Source organism: Acinetobacter sp. YH12200 (assembly GCF_013418175.1).
In the GTDB taxonomy this organism is placed as follows: Bacteria; Pseudomonadota; Gammaproteobacteria; order Pseudomonadales; family Moraxellaceae; genus Acinetobacter; species Acinetobacter pseudolwoffii.
Map to the genome: position 1 here is coordinate 1 of NZ_VPCO01000011.1, position 22,723 is coordinate 22,723.

At 45.2% G+C, this 22,723-nt stretch carries 24 protein-coding genes and 1 rRNA gene; 5 read left to right on the top strand and 20 right to left on the bottom strand.

From position 1 onward, the window contains the following. Both rrf and FTU90_RS08775 read left to right on the top strand, forming a co-directional pair. A 5S ribosomal RNA gene (rrf, locus tag FTU90_RS08770) occupies positions 1 to 103 on the top strand; the annotation flags it as partial. A gap of 248 nt (positions 104 to 351) precedes the next feature. Beyond that, on the top strand, positions 352 to 1,551 hold the full coding sequence (locus FTU90_RS08775) for a PQQ-dependent sugar dehydrogenase (protein ID WP_180072350.1): 1,200 nt from the start codon (positions 352 to 354) through the stop codon (positions 1,549 to 1,551). A gap of 664 nt (positions 1,552 to 2,215) precedes the next feature. Here the strand turns inward: FTU90_RS08775 and FTU90_RS08780 are convergent. The 5 genes from FTU90_RS08780 to ribF form a co-directional block, all read right to left on the bottom strand. Next, on the bottom strand, positions 2,216 to 2,758 hold the full coding sequence (locus FTU90_RS08780; protein WP_074383805.1) for an NADPH-dependent FMN reductase: 543 nt from the start codon (positions 2,756 to 2,758) through the stop codon (positions 2,216 to 2,218). 136 nt (positions 2,759 to 2,894) lie between these two features. Next, entirely contained in the window at positions 2,895 to 3,377 is a 483-nt protein-coding gene (locus FTU90_RS08785; RefSeq protein ID WP_074383806.1) for a peptidylprolyl isomerase, read from the bottom strand. Then, a complete protein-coding gene (gene lspA / locus FTU90_RS08790) occupies positions 3,370 to 3,909 on the bottom strand; it encodes a signal peptidase II (protein WP_005173413.1) in 540 nt (179 codons plus the stop codon). Before lspA ends, FTU90_RS08785 begins: the two co-directional genes overlap by 8 nt. Beyond that, on the bottom strand, positions 3,902 to 6,748 hold the full coding sequence (gene ileS / locus FTU90_RS08795; protein WP_180072352.1) for an isoleucine--tRNA ligase: 2,847 nt from the start codon (positions 6,746 to 6,748) through the stop codon (positions 3,902 to 3,904). Before ileS ends, lspA begins: the two co-directional genes overlap by 8 nt. Positions 6,749 to 6,812: 64 nt before the next feature. Next, entirely contained in the window at positions 6,813 to 7,814 is a 1,002-nt protein-coding gene (ribF, locus tag FTU90_RS08800; RefSeq protein ID WP_180072354.1) for a bifunctional riboflavin kinase/FAD synthetase, read from the bottom strand. 243 nt (positions 7,815 to 8,057) lie between these two features. On the opposite strand from ribF, the gene FTU90_RS08805 reads away from it, so the two are divergent. Continuing rightward, positions 8,058 to 8,621, top strand: a complete 564-nt coding sequence (locus FTU90_RS08805) for a 5'-methylthioadenosine/S-adenosylhomocysteine nucleosidase (RefSeq protein WP_005173404.1) — start codon at positions 8,058 to 8,060, stop codon at positions 8,619 to 8,621. 66 nt (positions 8,622 to 8,687) lie between these two features. Here FTU90_RS08805 and FTU90_RS08810 read toward each other — a convergent pair whose 3' ends face one another. The 14 genes from FTU90_RS08810 to ubiG form a co-directional block, all read right to left on the bottom strand. Further along, the gene (locus FTU90_RS08810) at positions 8,688 to 9,308 is read right to left on the bottom strand and encodes a TetR family transcriptional regulator C-terminal domain-containing protein (protein ID WP_005173402.1); all 621 of its coding nucleotides are present in this window, start codon (positions 9,306 to 9,308) and stop codon (positions 8,688 to 8,690) included. 325 nt (positions 9,309 to 9,633) lie between these two features. Then, positions 9,634 to 10,440, bottom strand: a complete 807-nt coding sequence (locus FTU90_RS08815; RefSeq protein WP_180072356.1) for an ABC transporter ATP-binding protein — start codon at positions 10,438 to 10,440, stop codon at positions 9,634 to 9,636. 20 nt (positions 10,441 to 10,460) lie between these two features. Continuing rightward, on the bottom strand, positions 10,461 to 11,276 hold the full coding sequence (gene ssuC, locus FTU90_RS08820) for an aliphatic sulfonate ABC transporter permease SsuC (RefSeq protein WP_180072358.1): 816 nt from the start codon (positions 11,274 to 11,276) through the stop codon (positions 10,461 to 10,463). Further along, positions 11,276 to 12,451 carry an FMNH2-dependent alkanesulfonate monooxygenase gene (gene ssuD / locus FTU90_RS08825; protein WP_159138954.1) on the bottom strand — a complete coding sequence of 392 codons (1,176 nt, stop codon included), beginning with the start codon at positions 12,449 to 12,451 and terminating at the stop codon, positions 11,276 to 11,278. The genes ssuC and ssuD overlap by 1 nt, the downstream gene beginning before the upstream one ends. Positions 12,452 to 12,540: 89 nt before the next feature. Then, positions 12,541 to 12,753, bottom strand: a complete 213-nt coding sequence (locus FTU90_RS08830) for a hypothetical protein (RefSeq protein ID WP_180072360.1) — start codon at positions 12,751 to 12,753, stop codon at positions 12,541 to 12,543. A 24-nt stretch (positions 12,754 to 12,777) separates the two neighbouring features. Then, positions 12,778 to 13,734: a sulfonate ABC transporter substrate-binding protein gene (locus tag FTU90_RS08835; protein WP_180072362.1), complete on the bottom strand. Its 957-nt coding sequence runs from the start codon at positions 13,732 to 13,734 to the stop codon at positions 12,778 to 12,780. A gap of 331 nt (positions 13,735 to 14,065) precedes the next feature. Beyond that, positions 14,066 to 15,409, bottom strand: a complete 1,344-nt coding sequence (gene argA, locus FTU90_RS08840) for an amino-acid N-acetyltransferase (RefSeq protein ID WP_180001720.1) — start codon at positions 15,407 to 15,409, stop codon at positions 14,066 to 14,068. Positions 15,410 to 15,542: 133 nt separating this feature from the next. After that, positions 15,543 to 15,929, bottom strand: coding sequence for an RcnB family protein (locus tag FTU90_RS08845; RefSeq protein ID WP_005173379.1), 387 nt, complete (start codon positions 15,927 to 15,929; stop codon positions 15,543 to 15,545). A gap of 246 nt (positions 15,930 to 16,175) precedes the next feature. Then, positions 16,176 to 16,565 (bottom strand): RcnB family protein, encoded by a 390-nt coding sequence (locus FTU90_RS08850; protein ID WP_005173376.1) that lies wholly within the window; start codon positions 16,563 to 16,565, stop codon positions 16,176 to 16,178. A 313-nt stretch (positions 16,566 to 16,878) separates the two neighbouring features. Beyond that, a complete protein-coding gene (locus FTU90_RS08855; protein ID WP_005173373.1) occupies positions 16,879 to 17,034 on the bottom strand; it encodes a hypothetical protein in 156 nt (51 codons plus the stop codon). A gap of 181 nt (positions 17,035 to 17,215) precedes the next feature. Continuing rightward, a complete protein-coding gene (locus FTU90_RS08860) occupies positions 17,216 to 17,635 on the bottom strand; it encodes a hypothetical protein (RefSeq protein ID WP_074383818.1) in 420 nt (139 codons plus the stop codon). Positions 17,636 to 18,000: 365 nt separating this feature from the next. After that, the gene (locus FTU90_RS08865) at positions 18,001 to 18,747 is read right to left on the bottom strand and encodes a YciK family oxidoreductase (RefSeq protein ID WP_005173370.1); all 747 of its coding nucleotides are present in this window, start codon (positions 18,745 to 18,747) and stop codon (positions 18,001 to 18,003) included. 39 nt (positions 18,748 to 18,786) lie between these two features. Next, positions 18,787 to 19,476 carry an HAD family hydrolase gene (locus FTU90_RS08870; protein WP_180072365.1) on the bottom strand — a complete coding sequence of 230 codons (690 nt, stop codon included), beginning with the start codon at positions 19,474 to 19,476 and terminating at the stop codon, positions 18,787 to 18,789. Next, the gene (ubiG, locus tag FTU90_RS08875) at positions 19,473 to 20,201 is read right to left on the bottom strand and encodes a bifunctional 2-polyprenyl-6-hydroxyphenol methylase/3-demethylubiquinol 3-O-methyltransferase UbiG (RefSeq protein ID WP_180072367.1); all 729 of its coding nucleotides are present in this window, start codon (positions 20,199 to 20,201) and stop codon (positions 19,473 to 19,475) included. The genes FTU90_RS08870 and ubiG overlap by 4 nt, the downstream gene beginning before the upstream one ends. 227 nt (positions 20,202 to 20,428) lie before the next feature. Here ubiG and FTU90_RS08880 point away from each other — a divergent pair, with 227 nt between their 5' ends. Further along, entirely contained in the window at positions 20,429 to 21,043 is a 615-nt protein-coding gene (locus FTU90_RS08880) for a thiol:disulfide interchange protein DsbA/DsbL (RefSeq protein ID WP_005173368.1), read from the top strand. A 53-nt stretch (positions 21,044 to 21,096) separates the two neighbouring features. On the opposite strand, the gene FTU90_RS08885 is transcribed toward FTU90_RS08880, so the two are convergent. Then, entirely contained in the window at positions 21,097 to 21,792 is a 696-nt protein-coding gene (locus FTU90_RS08885; protein ID WP_180072369.1) for a TetR family transcriptional regulator, read from the bottom strand. Between the two features lie 196 nt (positions 21,793 to 21,988). Here FTU90_RS08885 and rph point away from each other — a divergent pair, with 196 nt between their 5' ends. Continuing rightward, the gene (gene rph, locus FTU90_RS08890; RefSeq protein ID WP_005173362.1) at positions 21,989 to 22,705 is read left to right on the top strand and encodes a ribonuclease PH; all 717 of its coding nucleotides are present in this window, start codon (positions 21,989 to 21,991) and stop codon (positions 22,703 to 22,705) included. The last annotated feature ends 18 nt before the right edge of the window (positions 22,706 to 22,723 follow it).

Below are 22,723 nucleotides of genomic sequence, written 5' to 3' on the forward strand. Positions count from 1 at the left end.
AGCAAGAGTGAACCACCTGATCCCTTCCCGAACTCAGAAGTGAAACCTCTTTGCGCTGATGGTAGTGTGGGGTTACCCATGTGAGAGTAAGTCATCGCCAGCTCATTATTCGAAACACCCCCTGCATGAGCAGGGGGTGTTTTTTTGTGTGTGGGATAATATTATAAGTAGATGAAATTGGGGCAGGTATTTAAATTCTAGATCCAAAAGTAAAATCAAAGTCATTTAAATACTATAAAACGAGTCTCTGCTGTTGCTCAAATATATCTGTTTACTTTTCTATGCTGAATTTCTGTGAAGACTTCTATATTGTAATATTAATTTAGAGAAGAAAGAAGCGTGGAGAAAATGATGGTAGCGCAATTTAAAATAAAAATTTTACTCAGTTTTTGTGCTTTGGCATTGACTGCTTGTCATGCCGATAACTCACCTTCTGGCAGTATTCAAGAGGCTTCCGCCTCTGGCAGTATTCAAGAGGCTTCCGCCTCATCTTCTAAATCTGAAGCTATAGCCTCAAATTTACAAAAATATAAGATCGCACAGGTGGCACAATTTAATGAGCCGTGGGCAATTGTATCACTCAAAGATGGCCGTTTACTGATTACCGAACGTAAAGGAAAATTACAACTTTTTGATCCACGTACCAAGCAGAAAGTCGAAGTTAAAGGTATTCCTCAAGTTGCCTATGGTGGCCAAGGAGGCTTGGGTGAAGTCGCTTTACATCCGGATTTTGCAAACAATCAGTGGGTCTATCTCAGCTATGCTGAACAAGGTCAGGGTGGCTATGGCGCAGTGGTGATCCGTGGCAAACTGGATTTAAACCAGACTGCCCCTCAATTGACTCAAATTGAACGGATCTGGACTCAAGTCCCTAAATTTTCAGGGCAGGGACATTATGCACACCGGATTGTATTTGGACCGTATGGTAAGCTCTGGATCGGTTCAGGGGAACGGCAGCAATTTACTCCAGCACAGGATATGCAGTCCAATGCCGGTAAAATTATTCGTTTAAATGATGACGGTTCAATTCCTGCTGATAATCCTTTTATGAATCAGGGTAAAATTGCCCAGCAGATCTGGAGTCTTGGACACCGCAATCCTTTAGGCATGGCTTTTGATCCACAGGGGCAGTTCTGGGTGATTGAAATGGGCCCGAAGGGTGGGGATGAGCTGAATAAGATCATCAAAGCTAAAAATTATGGCTATCCAGTGGTGTCAAATGGTGATCATTATGATGGCAAGCCCATTCCCGACCATGCTACCCGCCCGGAATTTGAAGCGCCAGCACTGGATTGGACGCCGGTCATTTCTCCTTCAGATCTGTTGTTTTATACAGGAAATGTATTTCCACAATGGAAAAATAAAGCGATCACGACTGGTTTGTCTTCCAAGGCGCTTGTGATTGTGGATACGACACAGAATCCGGTCAAAGAAGTCCAGCGTGTGGATATGAAGGAGCGGATTCGTGGCGCGATTCAGGCCAGTGATGGTACGCTTTGGATAATTCAGGATGGCCCACAAGCCAAGTTATTAAAAATGACCGCACCTTAATCCTTTGTTTGAAAAGCTGCATTTGAACATGAAATATCGAGCGAGGCAGAATGCTCATGATCTGCTGACGATCTGAATAAATTTTTTTTAAGATGATCCTGATATGAAAGAACAAGGCCTCGACATCCTGTGAAGGCCTTTTCATATTCTGGCAAAGGTATAATGTCTGTTATACCGATCAGCATCCTGCTTGGTGAATATTTTTATTTTTCTGATAAGACTGCCTGTCTTGGTATGACTCGAATATAGCCCGAAGTAGTGTAGCCCAATAGGGCATTTAACTGCATCGATTGTAGGTCAAAGCTGACAGGTGAATTTCAAAAATAGCAGTGAAAGAATGACTATTTAACCAAAGCAGCAGTCCATCGTTTTTATTAAATCAATCATTAAACCCAACCTGAATATTTTAGTTTGAGCAGGATCTAAGCTTTAAAACAAAAAAGCCTCAACATCCTGTTGAGGCTTTTCTGGATTTGCTTCTCAGATCTGACTCCTGTCTAATCTGTCAACGTCCTGTTGATTTGCGCTTGTTATTGTTGTCGTATCGCTTTGCAGACGTCCTGTCTGTCTATGTAGTGACTATAGTCCTAACTAAGCGTAGTACATAGCCGCTAAATGCAGCGGTCGCTGTAGGCGAAAACCTACGATGCTGTCGGCTAAAGTCTCAAGCACTGACATATTGAATCAGTCTATCCACCACAGTTTTTAAATTTTTATTATCAAATTCATTACCCTGGAAAGAATAATCTTGGTTACGTGCAAAAATGTCCCGAATTTCAATCACGGCATTGGTATCTACTAATCCAAGTTGAGTCCCCACTTGACGAATCTGGTCAATCGAACGTGAACCGTTGGTTGCACCATAGCCAATATAAGCTGCCGGTTTGCCTTGCCATTCTTTGCCCAAATAATCCAGGGCATTTTTCAGGGCAGGGCTGTAGCCATGATTATATTCAGGGGTAATAAAAATAAAGGCATCGCCCAGCGCAATCTTGTCTGCCCAGTCTTGCTGTTTGGGCTGATCATAAATCCCGGTTAATGGCGGATGAGCACCGCTAAAAAGTGGCAGATCCCACTCTTTTAAATCAACAATTTCAATTTCGAGTGTACTAAAAGCATAGCTTTTAATTTCCTGCAGAACCCAGTGGGCCACTTTAAGCGCGGTACGCCCCTCACGTATACTGCCCACCACAATATAAATTTTCATGTTTTATCCTTTGTTCAGGTCTTATCATCAAATTAAATTAATCAGATTTCAGAGAGGTGACTAGACATGATTTGTATCCGGAATATAAAAAAGCTCCCGAAGGAGCTTTTTTAAAATCAGGCAATTAGCGGATGCTTTACATCAGTTTAATGCCTTGCTGACCGGCAGGGGTGACTTTAAAGATTTCTACTTCAAAAGTAATATTCTTGCCTGCCAATGGATGGTTAAAGTCCACTTCGGTAATGTCATCATTGACTGAACGAACCACACCATACAAGGTCGCTTTGGCTTTATCTTCAAACTCGATCATGTGGCCTTCGATCGGACGTTCTCCGAACTTTACCGTGTCAAATTTCTGGATATTTTCCGGATTCCACGGACCAAAAGCATCTTCAGGAGGCAGGCTCACGGTACGGCGGTCACCGGCACGCAGGCCAAACAGGGCTTTTTCAAAGCCCGGTAATAAATTACCATCGCCAATCGTGAGGCTGACCGGGGCTTCACGGCTACGGGTATTGTCAATTTCTACGCCATTTTCGATCGCGACAGAAAAATGCAGCTCGACCTTAGAGCCGTCTGCAACCCGGGTTTCTTCATTAGGATGAATAAAATCAGTCATGTTGTGCTTGCGCCCGTTGAATTCGATATTTTTCTAAGAAAAAGGTATCAATTAGCATCAGAATAGTGCCAAGCGTGATGGCACTGTCTGCGATATTGAAAGCAGGGAAGTGGCTGTTCTGGTAATACACATGAATAAAATCGACCACATAGCCGAGACTGACCCGGTCGATTAAATTACCGATTGCACCACCCAAAATCAGGGCAATTGCTAGCGGTAAAACCTTCATGTTTTTTGGCATACGCATTAGCCAAAAAACAAAGATCACAGACACAATCCCTGCCAGTGAAGTAAAGAAATAACGTTGCCAACCACCCGCATCGGACAGAAAACTAAAGGCAGCGCCATAGTTATGCAATAGTGTCCAATTTAAAAAGGGCAGCACAGGGATAGGATCTGCATAGTTCAGATTCGTCACTGCAATCCATTTGGTCCATTGATCCAGAATGATCGCCACAATGGCCAGCCCAATCCACCATAAATTATGTGGATAGAACTGGAATAAGCCCTTTTTAGTCTGGGTATTAGGCATATTTTCTCTCTTCGCCTTGGCCTGTAGGAAGGTTAATAATACAACGGCCACAGAGTCCTGGATGTGAGCTATGTGTATTTACATCCGGAAGCACGTGCCAGCAGCGTACACATTTTTCGCCATCAGCCGCTGAAACTTTCACATTTAAGCCTTCAAGATCAGATGCTTCACCTTGTGCTGCATCAAACTCATTGACGATCACTTGTGATGTGATCAGTACGAAACGAAGCTCATCACTTAACTTATCTAGCACTGCTTTTAATTCAGCATTTGCCCAAAGTTCAACTTTGGCAGACAAGTTAGAACCGACAGTTTTTGCTGTACGTGCAGTTTCAATGAATTTGTTTACTGCAGATTTCACGGCAATGAGCGTTTGCCATTCAGCTTCAGATACTACATTTGCAGTTGAAGCCACAGGAATATCATACCATTCAGCCGTGAATACGTATTTCTCTGATTGCTCAGGAATTAACGGCCAAGCTTCTTGTGCAGTGAAGCTCAGGATTGGTGACATCCAACGCACGAATGCTTGTACCAAGTGATACAACGCAGTTTGTGCAGAATGACGTGCTTGCGAATCCGCTTTCGTGGTGTATTGACGGTCTTTGATGATGTCTAAGTAGAAACCACCCAAGTCATTGATACAGAAATTAGTCAGAGCAGTCGTTACGATATGGAAGTTCATATCTTCGTATGCTTTCTTAATGGTTTCTTGCACTTCAGATGCACGTTGCAGAATGTATTGATCCAGCGCGATCAATTGATCTACAGGAAGCGCATCTGTTGATGGTTTGAAGCCATTCAGGTTAGCAAGCAAGAAACGAAGCGTGTTACGGATACGACGATAACCATCGGATGCACGGCTGAAGATTTCTTTACCCGCGGTCATTTCATAACGGTAATCCGCAGAGGCGATCCAGAAACGCAAGCCGTCTGCCCCCATATCTTTAATGATGTCTTGCGGTGTGATTACATTACCAATCGACTTCGACATCTTACGGCCTTTCTCATCCACCACGAAACCGTGTGTGAGCAAGCCTTTATATGGCGCACGTTCATTGATTGCAATCGAGGTCAATAATGAAGATTGGAACCAGCCACGGTGTTGGTCTGAACCTTCCAGATATAAATCAGCAGGATCAGTCAATTCTTCACGTTCACGCAGTACCGCATAGTGTGTTGTACCTGAGTCGAACCACACGTCTAAGGTGTCACGAACTGCATTATATTGCTCAGCATCGGCACCGATAAACTCAGATGCATCACGGTTGTACCAGCCATCAATGCCTTCCTGCTCAATCAGTTTAGCAACTTCTTCAATCAGTTCAGGGGTACGTGGATGCAGTTCATTGGTGTCTTTGTGCACGAAGAATGGGATTGGCACACCCCAGGTACGTTGACGCGAGATACACCAGTCCGGACGGCCTTCAATCATCGCCTGAATACGGTTTTTACCCCAATCCGGCACGAAGCTAATGTCATTTTCAATCGCGTTCAAAGCGCCTTGACGTAAGCCTTTGGCATCCATGCTGATGAACCATTGTGGTGTGGCACGGAAGATAATCGGGGTTTTATGACGCCAGCAATGTGGGTAGCTATGCTTGATTGGCTTATGTGCCCACAGCTTATTGGCTTCACCCAGCGCCGCAATAATTTGTGGATTGGCTTTATAAATGTGCTCACCCGCAAACAGTGGCGAAGTCGGTAAATATACCCCATTTCCGCCGACTGGATTGTCAACCTTCAAGTTGTACAATAAGCCCACTTTATAGTCGTCCACACCATGACCCGGAGCCGTATGTACTGCACCGGTACCACTGGTGGCAATCACGTGCTCGCCCAAAATGACCGGTACCTGACGATCGCTAATTAAAGGATGTTGCAGAACAAGGTGTTCAAGTTTGCTACCGCTAAAGCCTGCAATTACTTCGAATGAAGTAAAACCATAACGCTCAGTTGCAGATTCCACCAGATCTTTGGCCAGGATAAAGTTTTGTGCTGCTTTTTCGTCACCACGTGCTTTAACCAGTTGATACTCAATTTCGGCATGTACGGCAACGGCCTGGTTGGCAGGTAGTGTCCAAGGCGTGGTGGTCCAGATGACGATGTCTGTTGAATCACTAACAGTTACACCCAAACGTGCAGATAAATCCGCTAAATCAACCACCGTAAAACCGACATCAATGGCATCTGATTTTTTATCTTCATATTCAACTTCAGCTTCAGCCAAAGATGAACCACAGTCCAGACACCAGTTCACCGGTTTCAGACCCGGCTCGATATGACCGGCTTTGGCAATCGCACCCAATGAACGTACGATGTCCGCTTCCTGTTTGAAGTTCATGGTCAGGTAAGGGTTGTTCCAATCACCGAATACACCCATACGCACGAAGTCTTTCTTTTGCAGTTCAACTTGGGTGTAGGCATATTCACGGCAGGCTTTACGGAAGGTAGAGGCATCTACCTTGACGCCGACTTTACCGACTTTTTCTTCAACTTTGAGTTCGATTGGCAGACCATGACAGTCCCAGCCCGGTACATAAGGTGCATCAAAACCATCCATCACGCGGCTTTTGATGATGATGTCTTTTAATACTTTATTGACTGCATGACCCAAATGGATTTGACCATTTGCATAGGGAGGGCCGTCATGAAGTACATATTTTTTCTTGCCAATACGCGACGCACGAATCTGCTGATAAATGTTGTCGGCATACCACTCTTCTAACCATTTCGCTTCACGTACTGCCAAATTTGCTTTCATCGCAAATTCAGTACCTGGGAGGTTTAGCGTGGCTTTATAGTCCACTGCATTTTCAGGAGTTTGCTTATCGCTCATGCAAGTCGTCTTCCAATCTAATCAGTTATGTTACTGACACGTTTTACAATAAAAATATGGGATATTAAAAGGGAAATGTAGGATGATTTCGACGAAACTCCAGCAGTTTCTCGACATCATCATCAATTCCGGCTTTTAGCGCTTCAAGCGAAGGATAGTCCTTTTCGCCATGTAAATAGTTTAAGAACGTCACCCGCATTAACAGGCCATACAGATTAGCAGAAACATCTGGAAAATGTACTTCTAATCGCCATTCTGGATGGGCTTGTTTGATGGCTGGGCGTGTTCCCACATGACCCGCACCAAACAGGGCAGTGGGGTCATAACCCGCAATGCCTGTTTTAGTAGCATGATCATGTTTTACTTTATCCCTGAGGGATTCAGTTTCACAGATGACTTCAACCCCATAAATGCCATTCAGACAGGGCTTATGCCGGTTTAGTCGTACATTAATGGTTGGGAAATCAATGGTTCGGCCAATCTGATCGCCGTATTGCACCCGTCCGGTAATACTATAAGGCCGGCCGAGTAATTTGGCAGCAAGGGCTAAATCGCCTGCTTGTAAAGTTTGACGAATCCGGGTTGAACTGACCCGTTCACCCTCTAAAGCAATGGTGCTTAAATTGGTGACTTGGAAACCATAATTGCGCAGGAATTCGCTATTGCCCTGACGGTTTTTACCGAAGTGAAAGTCATCACCGAGTACCAGATGCTGTGCATTGAGTTTGTCTTTTAAAATATCGGCAAAGGCTTCTGCAGTCAGGCTGCGAAATGTATGATCGAATTTCGCCACCGCAATATAGTCCACACCGAGTTCAGTCAGATATTCGACTTTTTCACGTAAGGATGAAATCCGCGGTGGGGCTTCATAACCCTTAAAATATTCAAGCGGTTGCGGCTCAAACATCATTACAACAGATTTTAAGCCCTGTGCTTCAGCCACCTGTTGCAGCTGACGGATCATCGCCTGATGACCTAAATGCACGCCGTCAAAATTGCCGATCGTCACGGCCGTTTTGGGTAGTTCAGAATGAGATGCTAAAGCATTTAGACGGAGCAGCTGCATGGGCAAATCAAGTGCTTGGAAATATCGAGAGGCTATATATTGCCATAATCTCGCCGTTTCGTCTTGTTGTTGTGTTTTTATGCAATATTTTTCTTGAAAATTCATTTTCCTGAATATCAAATCAGATTGTTTTTCGACGCTTTAAATGGATCCGATCAGCGCATTCCTGCTTTTCATTCAGCGAATTTTGCTTTCTAATGTCAGCGCTTTTCTTTGTATTTTTCTTTGTATCAGGTATTTCAAATGTCCAATCTGGCACTCATCATGGCGCTACCCAATGAATCAAAAGGCTTGTTTGAAGCTCAAGGCATAAATGTGCATTACAGCGGAATTGGTAAAGTGAACGCAGCCTTTAAAGCCTTCGAGGTGATTCAAAAAACGGGCTGCAAAACCTTGCTGAATTTGGGTACAGCCGGCAGCTCGCATTTTAATGCTCATGACCTGATTGAAGTCAGTCAGTTTGTACAGCGTGATATGGATGTTTCACCACTCGGTTTTGAAGTCGGCGTAACACCCATGGATCAGGATTATCCTGCCGCGATTGAACTGGAGGCTTTCTTTGAACATTTACCCAAAGGAATTTGCGGGACAGGCGACAGTTTTGAAACCGGTAGTGCGAAAGTGCCATGTCATCTGGTCGATATGGAAGGTTATGCCCTGGCAAAAGTGTGTAAGAAGCTCGGTGTTCGCCTGATTTCAGTCAAGTATATTACGGATGGGGCCAATGAGACTGCGCATCTGGACTGGGAGGAAAACCTGTTACTGGGTGCGAAAAAGTTATTAGATTTATATCGAATGGTAAAATAAGAGAGAAGGGTAAGTTTGCTCGGCGACCATAGCAGCTATGGTCGTATGCCAATCAGAAGCGCTTGCTTATTTATCCGTACGTGGAATCACGCCGTATAACATCATATTGACCGTATGCTGGATAATGCGTTGCTGCATACTGCGGTTACGCAAGGTTTTCCCTGTCACCATTTCCATCTGGGTCGAAAAATCTGCATAGTTCTGGGTAAGGGCCCAAATATTCAGAATCAGCAATTCAGGATCGATATCTGCTGAAATCTTGCCCTGTTCCTGCCAGTTAGAAATGACTTTGGCTTTACGCTTCACCAGTTTCTTTAGCGGGCCTTTTAAAATTTCCAGTATATGCGGTGCGCCTTGGATCACCTCTAAAGCAAACAAACGAGATGCTTTAGGCTGGGTACGCGATACTTCAATTTTTTGCATTAAATAGTTGGTAATCGCTTCTTCAGGCTCAAGTTCGGCCTCAAGGGTTTGTAAAGGTGCCAGCCATTTTTGTAGAACGGTGGTCAATACCTCTACATAGAGGGCTTCTTTATTTTCATAATAATAGAAAATATTCGACTTATGCATTTCTGCAATCTGTGCAATTTCATCTAGACTTGCCCCATTAAAACCGTACAGGGAAAATACATCTAGTGCAGCATTCAGCAGCTGGTTGCGTTTTTGAGTACTCTTTTTTTGTTCCATTAGCAAATATAAAAAACAATGAAAAAATGGGAATCCTCAATTGTACGGCAAATCATCAGATTTGTGCACACAGTCCATGGCTAATTTTTTGAATAATGATGATTTATTCTCTAGATCAATATTTAAAATGGCTTAAATGCATCAAGCCAGAGCAAAAAATGCAAGTTTATGAAAATACTTAAATTATTGAAATATTTTTATTTTGAAATAGAGTCAAAAAATGAATGCTTTTATGACCCAGATTAGCCTGCAGTTTTAAATTCAGCTCAGGACTTGGCTTGAAGATGAAACCCAAAACTCGCCTATTCTGGGCTTCATCGGATATTTAGGTGGCCAAAACCGCCTGCAAGACTTGCTGTTCCAGTTCTGCAAATTTCAGACTTTTTTGCCGTGGACGGGGCAAGTCAACCCGAAACTCTTTGGCAATATGGCCCTTATCCAGCAGGATAATCCGGTCTGCCAATTGCACTGCCTCACTGACATCATGAGTCACCAGAATCGCGGTAAAGCCTTGCTCGGTCCATAAGCGTTCGATCAGGTTTTGCATCTCCAGACGTGTCAGGGCATCCAGGGCGCCGAGTGGTTCATCCAGCAGCAGAATACGGGGCTGATGCGATAATGCACGTGCCAGGGCCGTCCGTTGACGTTGACCACCAGACAACTGTGATGGCCACAGCCCGGCTTTCTCTTTTAAGCCCACTTTTTCCAGCATGTGTAAAGCTTTGGCATGTTGCTCTTTGCCGAGGCCTAATTGTACATTCTGTTCGATGCTACGCCATGGCAGCAGGCGCGGGTCTTGAAACATCACCCGAATATCATCTGCAGTAATTCCTTCACGGATATGCCGTGCGGATTTAAACTTGATTTCGCCATAACTCTGTTTTTCCAGATCAGCAATCAGGCGCAAAAGGGTACTTTTACCACAACCACTACGACCGACAATCGCCAGAAATTCGCCCGGTTGAATATGCAGATCCAGATCTTCCAGAACTTTGACTGAACCATAAAATTTGTGCAATTGTTCAATAATGATTTCGGCACCAAGGGCTGCATTCGGATTGATATCTTTCGCAGGTTGCTCGGGTGGTGCAATCGGGTCATTGACATGACGCCCTAAACTCAGATCAGTCATTACATGCTCCTCATTTCAATTTATTTTTGATAGCCGGCATGCCAGCGCAGCAGGAATCGTTCTAAGGCGACTGCCAGCACATCGGCCAGTTTACCGAGCAGGGCATAGAGTAAAATACCGACCAGGACGATATCCGTTTGCAGGAATTCGCGTGCATTCATGGTCATATAGCCAATACCGGACTGGGCAGAAATCGTTTCGGCAACAATCAAAAGCACCCAGACCAGCCCTAGAGAAAAGCGTAGCCCGACTAAAATGGAAGGCATTGCTCCTGGGAGAATAATCTCTTTATACAGCTGCCAACGCGTGAGGCCGTAGCTTTTACCCATCTCGATCAATTGGGGATCGACTGAGCGAATTCCGTGATAGGTATTGATATAAATCGGGAAAAATACCCCGATCGCGACTAAAAACAGTTTGGCGGATTCATCAATGCCGAACCAGAGAATCACCAATGGAATCAGCGCGAGCGCCGGAATGTTGCGGATCATCTGCAAAGTGGTATCGAGCAGGGTAGAGGCGATTTTGGATGAACCATTTAACAGACCCAATAACAGACCTAAACCACCACCGACCAATAAGCCGCTGATGGCACGTCCTGCGCTGACTTGTACATGAGTCTGGAGTTCGCCGCTGAGCAATAAATTCCAGAAGGCCAAAATTACTGCAGTGGGTGCAGGCAAAATCCGGCTTTCCAGTAGACCTGTGCTGGAAGCAATTTGCCAAATGGCAATCAATATAACTGGAACCAGCCAGGGCAGCAAATGCCGCCCCAGAATTGTTCCACGTGAAACCTGCTTTTTTGAGAGGGTTTCAACGGAAACGACTTTCGACATTAAGCAGACTCCTGAATTTTCTCAGCCTGCTTGTTCTCATCCGGTGTGTAGTTATTCGCTACGATTTCACCGAATGGACCCGTCAAGTTCGGTTGAGCCAATTTTTTCTGGGTTTCCAGTGGAAGGAATGGGAACACCAGTTCGGCAAAACGGATGGATTCTTCCAGATGCGGGTAACCAGAAAAAATGAAAGTATCAATTCCTAAATCCGCATATTCCTGAATACGTGCTGCGACAGTTTCCGGGTCACCAACCAGTGCCGTACCTGCGCCACCACGCACCAGTCCTACACCGGCCCAGAGGTTTGGCGATACTTCCAGCTTGCTACGGTCACCATTGTGCAGTTCAGCCATACGACGCTGACCGACCGAATCCATAGATTTGAACTTGGCTTGGGCCGCTGCAATGGTGGCATCATCGACATATTGAATCAGTTCTTCTGCTGCTGCCCAAGCCTGTTCATTGGTTTCACGCACAATCACATGCAGGCGGATACCGTAGCTCAGTTCACGACCCTTAGCGGCTGCCTTGGCACGGACATTTTCAATTTTTTCTTTGACTGCTGCTGGTGGTTCACCCCAGGTCAGGTAAGTGTCCACCTGATCGGTGGCCAGCTCAACCGCATCATCTGAAGAACCACCGAACCAGAGCGGCGGATGTGGCTGTTGTACAGGTGGATAGAGGAGTTTGGCATCATCGACACTTAAGCGTTCGCCGTGGAAAGTGAAGCTTTCACCAGTATGTGAACGCTTCAGAATTTCACGCCAGATGGTGGTGTATTCAGTGGCAGTTTTATAGCGGGTTTTGTGATCTTCATAGACGCCATCACCTTTTAGCTCCTGCTCATCACCACCAGTAACCAGATTTAGCAGCACCCGGCCATTGGATAAACGGTCAAAGGTTGCAGCCATACGTGCCGCCAGCGCAGGTGTGGTCACCCCGGGACGAAGTGCCACCAGGAATTTTAGTTTTTTCGTTGCATCAATCAAACTTGCTGCTGTTAACCAAGGATCTTCACATGAACGGCCTGTGGGAATCAGGACACCTTCATAACCTAAGTTATCGACCGCAACTGCAATCTGCTTCATATAGGCATGATCGACTTGGCGTGCACCTTTGCTGGTGCCCAAGTATCGACTGTCACCATGTGTTGGGATAAACCAGAAAATTTTCATGCTCTATATCCTTAAAATTAAATTGCTCAGAAATTAATGTGGAGTAGTCGGCGACCAAATCTGTTGCTGGACGCTAATGTGATTAGGAATTAATTGAACCCGCTGGAACAGGTCAGCTTGTCATTGCGTGCTACCAGCAGATTCAAGGCTGATTTCTGAAAACTCATCGCAATGCTTTGAACCTGTTGCCGTGCTGTATGTTCTGCAGCAGTGCTTCGCTGTGGCTCGTGTTTCCGGCAAGCAGTCAGAGCCAAGCTGCATAAGGCTAAACTGAGGTAGGAAACCGTTTTTAAATGATTCATCTGTATTCCCGAATTATTCTGTTGTTATTTAATAATCGCTGCATCAATATTCAGCTTTTGTGGAATCAGCTGCTGCGCATAAAACGCATCTGCCACCTGTTGCTGTTTTTGAATCACGTCAGTCGTGAGAGGTTTAACGCCAAAGCCCATACGGGAAATCGAGGTTTTTAAGACATCAACGGCCAGACCGGTCGGTTGTTGCAGAAGTTTGGCTGCTGCATCCTGGTTTTTTGCAACCCAGTCCGTGGTCAGATTCAGTTCATTGACGACTGCCTGTACCACCTGAGGATGGCTTTCTGCAAACTTGCGATCTGCCAGATAAAATTGGTGATTGCTCACGATGTTCTCACCCGTGGCAATCACACGCGCGCCAATTTGATGTTCAGCAGCGGCAAAGAATGGATCCCAAATCACCCAAGCGTCCACTGCACCACGTTCAAAAGCTGCACGTGCATCAGAGGGTGGCAGGTAAATCACTTCAATATCGCTGAGTTTCAGATTGTTGGCTTCAAGAACTTTCAACAGTAAATAATGCACGTTGGAACCTTTGTTCAAGACTACACGTTTGCCTTTCAGATCCTGAATCGATTGAATCGGGGAGTCTTTCGGTACAATTAGGGCTTCGGCTTTAGGCGCTGGTGGCTGGTTTGCGACATAGACCAGATTTGAGTTCGCTGCCTGGGCAAAAATGGGGGGTGCTTCACCTGCTTCACCAAAAGACACGCTGCCGACATTCAGGCCTTCAAGTAACTGTGGGCCAGCCGGAAACTCCACCCATTTCACATTTACGCCTTGTTTTTTTAATGAGGCTTCTAGCGTGCCGCGTTCTTTTAAAATTGGCAGTACGCCGTATTTTTGGAAACCAATGTTTAGGGTGGTGGTATCTTCCTGTTTTGAACAGCCAGAAAGCATCATGACGCCAGCCATTGCAGTACCGAGTACTGCAGTTTTTGCTAAAAACTGAACATTAGATTGGCGCATGAAGCAAAACTCCCGAAAGTGAAAACTAGCGAATAAAACCTAGACACACGCTAATCGTTTTTGTTTTTCTAAAAAAATAACTATTCAGGAATTTCTAATGAAGAAAAAAGATAAATAAAAAAACGCAAAACTTATGCGAAAAAGTGATTTATATGACAATGAAGATCTGCCAATAAAATTAATCAAGCTTATGAAATATATATTTATTTTTATAAATTCAATCTGCTGATATATTTAGCTAAAAAGCAGCAATGGCATTTTAAAATTTAAATTGGAATTGTCAGATATCTTTATCTGAAATTAAGCTAAGGCACTCAAAGAAAAAGCCACCTTAAAGTGACTTTTTACAAACGATTGAATTACGTTGATAATTATAAAATGCCTGACGCGCATCCGGCAGGTCATCGACTGAAGCTGGTTCAAAGCCCTGTTCCAGAAACCAGTGCGCGGTACGCGTGGTTAAAATAAACAGCTGCTGAATCTGCATGCTTTTGGCTTTTTCTTCAAGATAATGCAAGATCTGGCTACCGCGATTGGACTGGCGATAACTTGGATGCACTGCGACACAGGCAATTTCTGCAGAACGTAATTCATCGCCCGTGGTCGGAATCGGGTAAAGGGCTGCACAGGCCAGAATCATGCCATCCCGTTCAATCACGGCAAACTGGTTAATTTCATTTTCCAGACGTTCACGGGAACGATAGACCAGAATCCCTTCTTCTTCTAACGGACGCAGCAAGCCGATCAGGCCACCGACATCCTGAATATCTGCCATTCGCACTTCTTCATAATGTGCGTCAGTGACCAAGGTGCCAGAACCATCACGGGTAAACAGCTCTTCAAGTAGCGCACCATCATAGGCATAGGAAATCAGGTGCACCCGATGTACGCCGTTCATGGAGGCCTCTTGTGCTGCCTTAAGTTGCAAGCCTCTTTCAAGCCCATCTTGTTCTGCCGGAATATAGTCATCCAGCTGTTGCGGGGTGACTTCGCGTTTGAGCTGGCCGTTACTGTCCATTAAACCATGCTGCTTGCCCAGAAAAATCAGCTTATCTGCCTTCAGTCGAATCGCAGTTTTGGTCGCAACTTCTTCAGCCAATAGATTAAAAACTTCGCCGGTGGTGGAATAACCAGTCGGGCCAAGCACCACAATATTATGGCTGTCCAGATGTCGCTGAATCGCATCGGTATCGACCGCGCGGACTTCACCAGTGAGCTGAAAATCTATGCCATCACGAATGCCATAAGGTTTGGCCGTCACAAAATTTCCTGAAACCGTATCAATACGGGCACCATACATCGGTGAGTTGGCCAGTCCCATAGACAGCAGGGCTTCAATTTGCAGACGAATCGAACCGACCGCATTCATCACACAGCTTAAGGATTCACGGGTGGTTACCCGGCGCTGCTGATGAAAGGGCGTACTGATCTGGCTCTGCGCCAGATTCTGGTTAATTTGCGGACGCGCACCATGTACCAGAATCAGCCGAATGCCCAAAGAGTGCAATAAGGCGATATCGTGAATGATATGTTGAAAATTGTCATTTAAGACCGCTTCACCATCAAACATGATCACAAAGGTTTTGTTGCGGTGCGCATTGATATAAGGCGCAGAATGGCGAAACCAGTGCACATATTGCAATGTTGTGCTGTGTGAGGTTTCTGCTGAAGTCATGCCTGTGCCTATTTCAATGATTGAAGATCCAGCTTTGATTCTAATGAAAAAAAACGCAAGTGGAAGTGCAGAAATAAAAAAACACCTGAAGGGGACTTCAGGTGTCTGCAAGACGAGCAGCAATGGAGAAAAATTAATTGATGATTCGTACAATTCTATTGCTACGTTCATTGACCAGAACGTAGTCATTGTTGACTTTGTACCATTGCTGGAAACGGCCGGTATTCGGTAAACGGCGAGCTTCGCGATCACTCACTTCAAAACGCTTGTTATCGTATTGACGCGGTAAGCTTTGTCCTACGCGCCAGTCACGGCTTGGATTAACCATACGGTTGTTATGGCGGCGGTCATCATTCCAGCGACGGTCATCATTCCATTTTTTACTGTCTTTGGCATTCCAGTGCGGTGCCGGTTTATGCGGATTATGGTTATAACGCGGGTCATGCTGTGGTGCTGCCATTGCAGAAGTAGCCAACAAAGCACTTAGGGATAACGCAATTGTAGTTAGGACTTTTTTCATGGCTCTCACCTAAAATGTAGATCTGATTTCGATGAGATTAAATTAGCGAATAAGTACATAGAAAGCGTGAGGGCTATTTAGTTAAATTGTTAAGTTCATGAAGAAATTTAGAAGATAAATCACTTGAACCAAAAGTGTGAAAATCAGCAGGAGTTTTAGTTCAAAAATTTTCAATTGCTGAAAATAAAAAAAGACCCAAACATGGTTGAGTCGATACGAGGATCGGAGCTTGAACAGGATGGTGAATTAATCCCCCACAATCCGGATAATGCTGTTATTTTCAGAATTGACCAGAATGTAGTCATTGTTAATTTTATACCACTGCTGTTTGCGATCTGGTCGAGGCAGGTTATGCTCTTTATATTCGACTTTATAGCCATTGCCACGATAATGCTGCGGCATGACATAGCCAGGCTGCCATCTGAGCTGTTGCAGGCGTTTGACCCCGCGTTCTTCACGCATACGGCGTTTATCATGTTGCCCTTGATCATTTTCACGGAATTCACGGCCTTTCTTGCCATGCCCATGACGGCTATCCATTTGTGATTCAGCATTGAAATGAGGGGAGGCTATTGCAACATGACTCAGCATGAATGTACTGCAGGAGATCGCTAATGCCACCAAAACCTTTTTCATGTTGAACCCTCATTAAATTGTTCATGTTCTACTGTGTCTAATATACGGAAAGATTACAGAGAAACTGTGAAGAACAGGCACCAGTTTTATAACAAATGCAGAGATATTATGATTATGTCATGATTTTACATGAGCTTAGGCTGCGCATTTGTCCGATGACCCGACAGGCTGAGCCTGGTTCTTATCTCATCAAAGTGAGGGCAAACATGCAAGCTAAAATCGATGATTTAGCTCAAAAAAACAGCATTGAAGTCACACCGAAACGATATATGATCGGCTTAAAACACAGAAAATTCTAAAAACTTTCTGGATATTAATTCCATTGCTCGGTCAAACCTTGCAAGGACTGAATCGCTGCAGCCACCGATTCAGCTTGAACTGCATCATCGAGTGCCACAATGAGAGCCTCGGATAACTGCAAATGTTCGATGCGGCGAATGGTGTCAATTTTACGTTTTTGGTCAGCCATGCTGTGTTCCTGATTTAAGTTATACGGGATCAGAAAAGCATAGCTCAGAACAATCTATTTGAAAAACCGAATAATTTTATAAATTTGATATAAAAAATCGATTGATTGTCAGGCTGATAAAACACAGGCTAAAAAAGGCACTTTTTAAGAAGTGCCCTCGTAGATATAAATTGCGTGGCTTTTAATACGCGTAATTCAGATCGGTATAATCGTTAAGTGATTTTTGTACATGTGCCTGAATAAAGCTACGGACATCTTCGGCAGTCATGGCTTTCCCCTGATTGCTGATCACATGCTCAATTTCGGGTTGACCTTCAATTTTAATGCGATAAACAAAATGCTTGGCCAGACGATAGCGATCGTCTAATTTTTCAATTCCGGTCACATAATAATACGCATGTTCAAAATTCAGATCACTATGTGAAAAAACAAACTGATCGAATAATTTCAGTTTCTGACCATTTTCGAGTGCCTTGATGTCATCCACAATACTGGCTTCAAACTTGGTGTCATATTTTTCTGAAATCGGCTGTTGATCGATCAACAGTGAAACCATGCCATCTTCCAGGTTGCTTACGGTCATGTTGTTTAATTCAGTCATGGTGCACTCGAGTGAAATTTGTTGGAGCTTAGTATGCTGTAATTTGAGGGGAACTCAAGGCTGGCTGTATCAGGCTGCGGAAGATTTATTCACTGTGCGAAGCTCAAACGGAAATAAAAAGGCAGCGATTACTGCATTGCTGTCTCATCATCTTTTCTTCAAATATTTAAATGGCTTGTGTCGGCGAAATCCTACTTTTGACAGCCCCAAAGTAGGCAAAAGTCTTTTGTTCGCCATACCCAACATCCTTGTCGTGATGGCTAAGGTGTGACATTCCTGTCACACTCGCGTATCCAAAATCAACTCAATGCAATTGTGGGACAGCAACAGCAGGCGGCGCTTGCTGATATTAAATCAAGATGATTTTAATCTTGTGCATCGATACTCTGACCATTCATATGCAGGCTGTCATCGCCCATCAGATACAGATAGGCCGGCATAATCGAATCTGGTGTTGGCAGGGTCTTGGGATCTTCATTGGGATAGGCCCTGGCACGCATGGCAGTCCGTGTTGCCCCGGGATTGATGCAGTTATAGCGGATATTCGGATGTACCTGTTCCTTGGCAAATAACTGGTTTACGGCTTCAATCGCGATTTTAGATACCGAATATGCACCCCAGCGTTCCCGGGCTTCGCGGCCTACACCCGAGCTGGCAAATACCACCGAAGCATGTTCAGATTTGGATAAGAGCGGTAATAGCGCCTGGGTCATGACAAAAGGCGCCCGCAGATTGACTGCCATGACATCATCCCAGACCTCAGGCGAATAATGCGCCAGTTCTGTACGCTCACCAAGGATGCCGGCATTGTGCAAGATCCCATCCAGACGGCCAAACTGACGGTCCAGGGTGTCGAGCAGAAGCTCATAATCCTGTTCCGAAGCACTGGAGAGCTGTAGCGGCAAGATGGCAGGTTGCGGTGCACCTAAACTTTCAATTTCATCATAGATGACTTCCAGTTTATTCAGGGTACGTCCATGCAGCACCACGGTTGCACCATGCAAGGCATAACTGATTGCTGCCGCACGTCCAATGCCATCGCCCGCACCTGTGATCAGGATAATACGATCCTTGAGCAGATCGGGGCGAGGTTGATAGGCTGAATATTTCATTATCTACCTCCTTATTTGTTATTGTTCAGTTTTAAGCGTTCAAGATACTGCAGTCTGCTGTTTGCGTAGTAAGGTCTGAATCAGCTGTTGTAATTCTGCAACAGTATCCACTATATAGTCGGCTTGCCAGGCTGTTAAGTCATCTTTGTATTGCAGTGGTAAATAACCATAAGCTGCCAGAATGGTCGGCATCTTGGCATGACGCCCCGCATCAATATCGCGCGGATGATCGCCGATATAAATACAGTCTTCAGCCGCAAGATTCAGTTGCTTGGCAGCCAGATACATCGGTTCAGGATCAGGCTTGGTTCGGGTGACATCTTCCGGACAGACCAGCACGGCACAGCGTTCACTTAAATTCAGTGCTTTCAGTAAAGCCTCACTGAGCCAGCGTGGTTTATTGGTGACGATACCCCAGGGAATATCCTGTGCTTCCAGTTGTTCCAGTAAAGGATACATGCCGTCAAACAGATCGGTATCGACTGCAATATCTGCGCCGTACCTGTCCAGAAAGCGCTGACGATGTTGCAGAAATACCGGATCTTCCAGCTGCATTTCCGGATAGACCAGTTTCACCATGGCGCGTGCGCCTTCGGAGACCTGAGTCCGGATCAGTTCGGGTTCGACCAGCGCGCGGCCTTCTTCACGGCACATCTGCTGGATAATCCGGATAAAATCGGCCGCGGTATCAATCAGGGTGCCATCGAGGTCAAATAAAACGGCTTTCATGCGCTGGTCTCGTTCTGGCTTTCTTTGACTGTATAGACCATATAGTTGACATCGACATTTGGTGCCAGCCAGTAGCGTTTGGTGAGCGGATTGTAGTGCAGACCGGTCATGTCTTTGAGTTTTAAGCCGGCATTGCGAATATCGTGCGCCAGCTCGGACGGCTTGATAAATTTGCTGTAATCATGGGTGCCTTTGGCCAGCATCCGCAGCACATATTCTGCACCAATAATGGCAAATAAATACGATTTCGGATTACGGTTAATGGTCGAGAAGAACACATGGCCACCTGGCTTGACCAGCTTGTGACAGGCCTGAATAATCGATGCCGGATCTGGCACATGCTCTAGCATTTCCATGCAGGTCACAATGTCGTATTGGCCAGCCTGCTCCTCTGCCAGTTGCTCGACCGGCACCTGACGGTATTCGATATTGCTGACACCTTCCTGTTTGGCATGAATCCGCGCCACATTCAGCGGGGCAGCACCCATATCAATGCCAAGTACATCGGCACCACGGCGCGCCATACTTTCGGCCAGAATGCCGCCACCACAGCCGACATCCAGGATTTTCTTGCCGCTCAGGCCACCGGCATGTTCATCAATCCAGTTTAAACGTAGTGGATTAATCATGTGCAAGGGGCGGAACTCGGAATGCTGATCCCACCATATAGCTGCAAATGCTTCAAACTTGGCAATTTCTTGTGGATCAACATTCAATTGCGACATCGGTGTCACCTCAATCAGTCGTGATTATCTAAAAATACATAGGGGCCGAATGGCCAGAGTGACTGACTTAAAACCTTGAAAATCAGTCCGATGGTTTAGTGTAGCGTTTCTGGCAGAAAAAGCGATAAAAGCAGCAAAAAAGTTCACAGAATGAAAACGAAATCGGCATAATTGATTTATAGTGAACCCATACACTAAGCATAATGATTTAGAGGACGATAATCCCAATGAAAAAATTCCTTTTAGGCGCTGTTGCCGCATCTGTTTTGGCCTTTTCCGGCAGTGCTATGGCCAATTTTGTGGCAGGTCAGGACTATCAGGTGGTCGCACAACCAGTCAAAGTCGAAAAACCGGGCAAAATTGAAGTACGTGAATTCTTCTGGTATGGCTGTGGTCACTGTTTCATGCTGGAACCACATATGCAGGGCTGGTTGAAAAAATTACCTAAAGATGTTCGTTTTGTACGTACACCTGCTGCGATGAATCCACTCTGGGAACAAGCGGCACGTGCTTATTATGTGTCTGAAGCTTTGGGTGTGCGCCAAAAAGCCCATTTGCAGTTATTCCATGATATTCATGACAAGCAGCGTCCAATTTTAGAACAGGCACAACTGGCCAAGTTCTATACCCGTTATGGTATTTCTGAAGCAAAATTTAACACGACTTATAAATCATTCCCGATTTCGTCAAAAATTGCGCAGGCCAAAAATCTGGCTGCTCAATATCAGTTAAGCGGCGTACCGGCGGTGACTGTCAATGGTAAATATATTGTGCAGGGCAATGATGCCAAAGTAATTCAGGTGGTGAATTACCTGATTGAAAAAGAGCGTAAAGCCAAATAAGAAATAACCGAGTATCCGTAAAAAACCTGCATCAATAATGCAGGTTTTTTTATTCAGATGGGGGGAGTACTTGTTTCTGTATTGATTGACGGATCTGCTGTTTTTGTCGGAATTCGATGCCAGTGCAAAATCCCTCGCAATAAAAGCTGCATCTGTAGCACGCTTTGGGTTTTAAAGACATTGGATAGGGTGCGGCGTAGCTCTGGATCAGCCTGATGTTGCAGATGAATCCAGCCCATGGCCCAGTTCAGCGACAGATCAATCAGCATCTGTGCCAGTGCCTGCAAATCTTGCGAAGACTGGATATGTTGGGCGGCTTGCATTTTTTCCAGTTCATGCATGACATCTTCAGTCAAAAAACGAATTTCCCGTTCTATTCCTGCACGTAACATTGCCGAGCCCCCCCAGCGTTCTGCAACAAAAAAAATCCAGGGTTCAGGGTGATATTCGACTGCCTGAAAAAATAGCTCAATTCCGGTTTTAGTCCGGGTGTTGGGCTGATACAGATAGGCCTGTCCCAGTTGATTCAGCACTCCCTTGAGATGAATCGCGACCTGATCCAGCAGCTCTAGTCCCAACTGCTCCATATCCTGAAAATGCCGATAAAATGCCGTGGGCACCAATCCAACGGCATGCGCGACTTCACGCAGACTGATGGTGCTAAAAGCGCGACCCTGACTGCTCAAGGCCAGTGTGGCATCCAGTAGCGCCTGATGGCTTTGCTGCTTGCGATCTTCACGTAAGGACATAAATAGAGTTTCCTCAAGGGGAGATTTAGTCTAGCAAAAATTAAGGCAAATCATAGCGCCACAGGTCGGCAGAATTTCGATATTTAACCGTACTCTGATGCATCGATTTTGTAAATCAATCATCCGGCTGACCAATCTTGGCAAAGGCTTCTGTTATACTGAGCCGCAATTATTTTTAGCCTATACAGGACTTATCATGCGTATCGACCAACGAGCATTAGATCAATTACGTGAAGTGAAAATTACCCGTAACTATACACGTTATGCGGAAGGCTCGGTATTGGTTGAGTTTGGTCATACCAAAGTACTGTGCACTGCCAGTGTAGAGAGTTCTGTTCCACGTTTCCTGAAAGGTCAGGGCCAGGGCTGGGTGACGGCTGAATATGGCATGTTGCCACGTTCAACCCATACCCGTAGCGACCGCGAAGCGGCACGTGGCAAACAGAGTGGCCGTACCCAGGAAATCCAGCGTCTGATCGGTCGTAGCTTGCGCTCAATGGTTGACCTGAAAAAGCTGGGTGAAAATACCATTACCATTGACTGTGATGTGATTCAGGCTGATGGCGGTACCCGTACTGCAGCGATTACCGGTGCTGCGGTGGCGCTGGTCGATGCCATGAATGTTTTGCTGGAAAGAAAGAAAATCAAACATGATCCATTAAAAGGTCTGGTAGCTGCGGTTTCTGTTGGTATTTTCAAAGATGAAGTATTACTGGATCTTTGCTATGAAGAAGATTCGAACTGTCAAACCGATTTGAACGTGGTGATGACACAGGCCGGTGAATTTATTGAAATTCAGGGCACTGCGGAAGACAAACCATTTACCCGTGCCCAATCGGATGCCATGCTGGAAATGGCCGAGAAAGGCATTCAGGAGCTGGTGAAAAAGCAGCAACAAGCTTTGGGCTGGTAATTCATTACTGCCAAATAT

Bases quoted from the DNA above. Each gene is read 5' to 3' on its own strand.
- ssuD (WP_159138954.1), bottom strand. From the start codon at position 12,451: ATGAAAATTTTCTGGTTTATCCCAACACATGGTGACAGTCGATACTTG.
- FTU90_RS08855 (WP_005173373.1), bottom strand. From the start codon at position 17,034: ATGGCTGACCAAAAACGTAAAATTGACACCATTCGCCGCATCGAACAT.
- FTU90_RS08815 (WP_180072356.1), bottom strand. From the start codon at position 10,440: ATGACTGATCTGAGTTTAGGGCGTCATGTCAATGACCCGATTGCACCA.
- FTU90_RS08805 (WP_005173404.1), top strand. From the start codon at position 8,058: ATGTCCAATCTGGCACTCATCATGGCGCTACCCAATGAATCAAAAGGC.
- FTU90_RS08845 (WP_005173379.1), bottom strand. From the start codon at position 15,929: ATGAAAAAAGTCCTAACTACAATTGCGTTATCCCTAAGTGCTTTGTTG.
- FTU90_RS08830 (WP_180072360.1), bottom strand. From the start codon at position 12,753: ATGAATCATTTAAAAACGGTTTCCTACCTCAGTTTAGCCTTATGCAGC.
- FTU90_RS08860 (WP_074383818.1), bottom strand. From the start codon at position 17,635: ATGACTGAATTAAACAACATGACCGTAAGCAACCTGGAAGATGGCATG.
- FTU90_RS08775 (WP_180072350.1), top strand. From the start codon at position 352: ATGGTAGCGCAATTTAAAATAAAAATTTTACTCAGTTTTTGTGCTTTG.
- FTU90_RS08810 (WP_005173402.1), bottom strand. From the start codon at position 9,308: ATGGAACAAAAAAAGAGTACTCAAAAACGCAACCAGCTGCTGAATGCT.
- ssuC (WP_180072358.1), bottom strand. From the start codon at position 11,276: ATGTCGAAAGTCGTTTCCGTTGAAACCCTCTCAAAAAAGCAGGTTTCA.
- argA (WP_180001720.1), bottom strand. From the start codon at position 15,409: ATGACTTCAGCAGAAACCTCACACAGCACAACATTGCAATATGTGCAC.
- FTU90_RS08880 (WP_005173368.1), top strand. From the start codon at position 20,429: ATGAAAAAATTCCTTTTAGGCGCTGTTGCCGCATCTGTTTTGGCCTTT.
- FTU90_RS08870 (WP_180072365.1), bottom strand. From the start codon at position 19,476: ATGAAAGCCGTTTTATTTGACCTCGATGGCACCCTGATTGATACCGCG.
- FTU90_RS08885 (WP_180072369.1), bottom strand. From the start codon at position 21,792: ATGTCCTTACGTGAAGATCGCAAGCAGCAAAGCCATCAGGCGCTACTG.
- FTU90_RS08780 (WP_074383805.1), bottom strand. From the start codon at position 2,758: ATGAAAATTTATATTGTGGTGGGCAGTATACGTGAGGGGCGTACCGCG.
- rph (WP_005173362.1), top strand. From the start codon at position 21,989: ATGCGTATCGACCAACGAGCATTAGATCAATTACGTGAAGTGAAAATT.
- FTU90_RS08850 (WP_005173376.1), bottom strand. From the start codon at position 16,565: ATGAAAAAGGTTTTGGTGGCATTAGCGATCTCCTGCAGTACATTCATG.
- lspA (WP_005173413.1), bottom strand. From the start codon at position 3,909: ATGCCTAATACCCAGACTAAAAAGGGCTTATTCCAGTTCTATCCACAT.
- ribF (WP_180072354.1), bottom strand. From the start codon at position 7,814: ATGCAGCTGCTCCGTCTAAATGCTTTAGCATCTCATTCTGAACTACCC.
- ileS (WP_180072352.1), bottom strand. From the start codon at position 6,748: ATGAGCGATAAGCAAACTCCTGAAAATGCAGTGGACTATAAAGCCACG.
- FTU90_RS08785 (WP_074383806.1), bottom strand. From the start codon at position 3,377: ATGACTGATTTTATTCATCCTAATGAAGAAACCCGGGTTGCAGACGGC.
- FTU90_RS08835 (WP_180072362.1), bottom strand. From the start codon at position 13,734: ATGCGCCAATCTAATGTTCAGTTTTTAGCAAAAACTGCAGTACTCGGT.
- FTU90_RS08865 (WP_005173370.1), bottom strand. From the start codon at position 18,747: ATGAAATATTCAGCCTATCAACCTCGCCCCGATCTGCTCAAGGATCGT.
- ubiG (WP_180072367.1), bottom strand. From the start codon at position 20,201: ATGTCGCAATTGAATGTTGATCCACAAGAAATTGCCAAGTTTGAAGCA.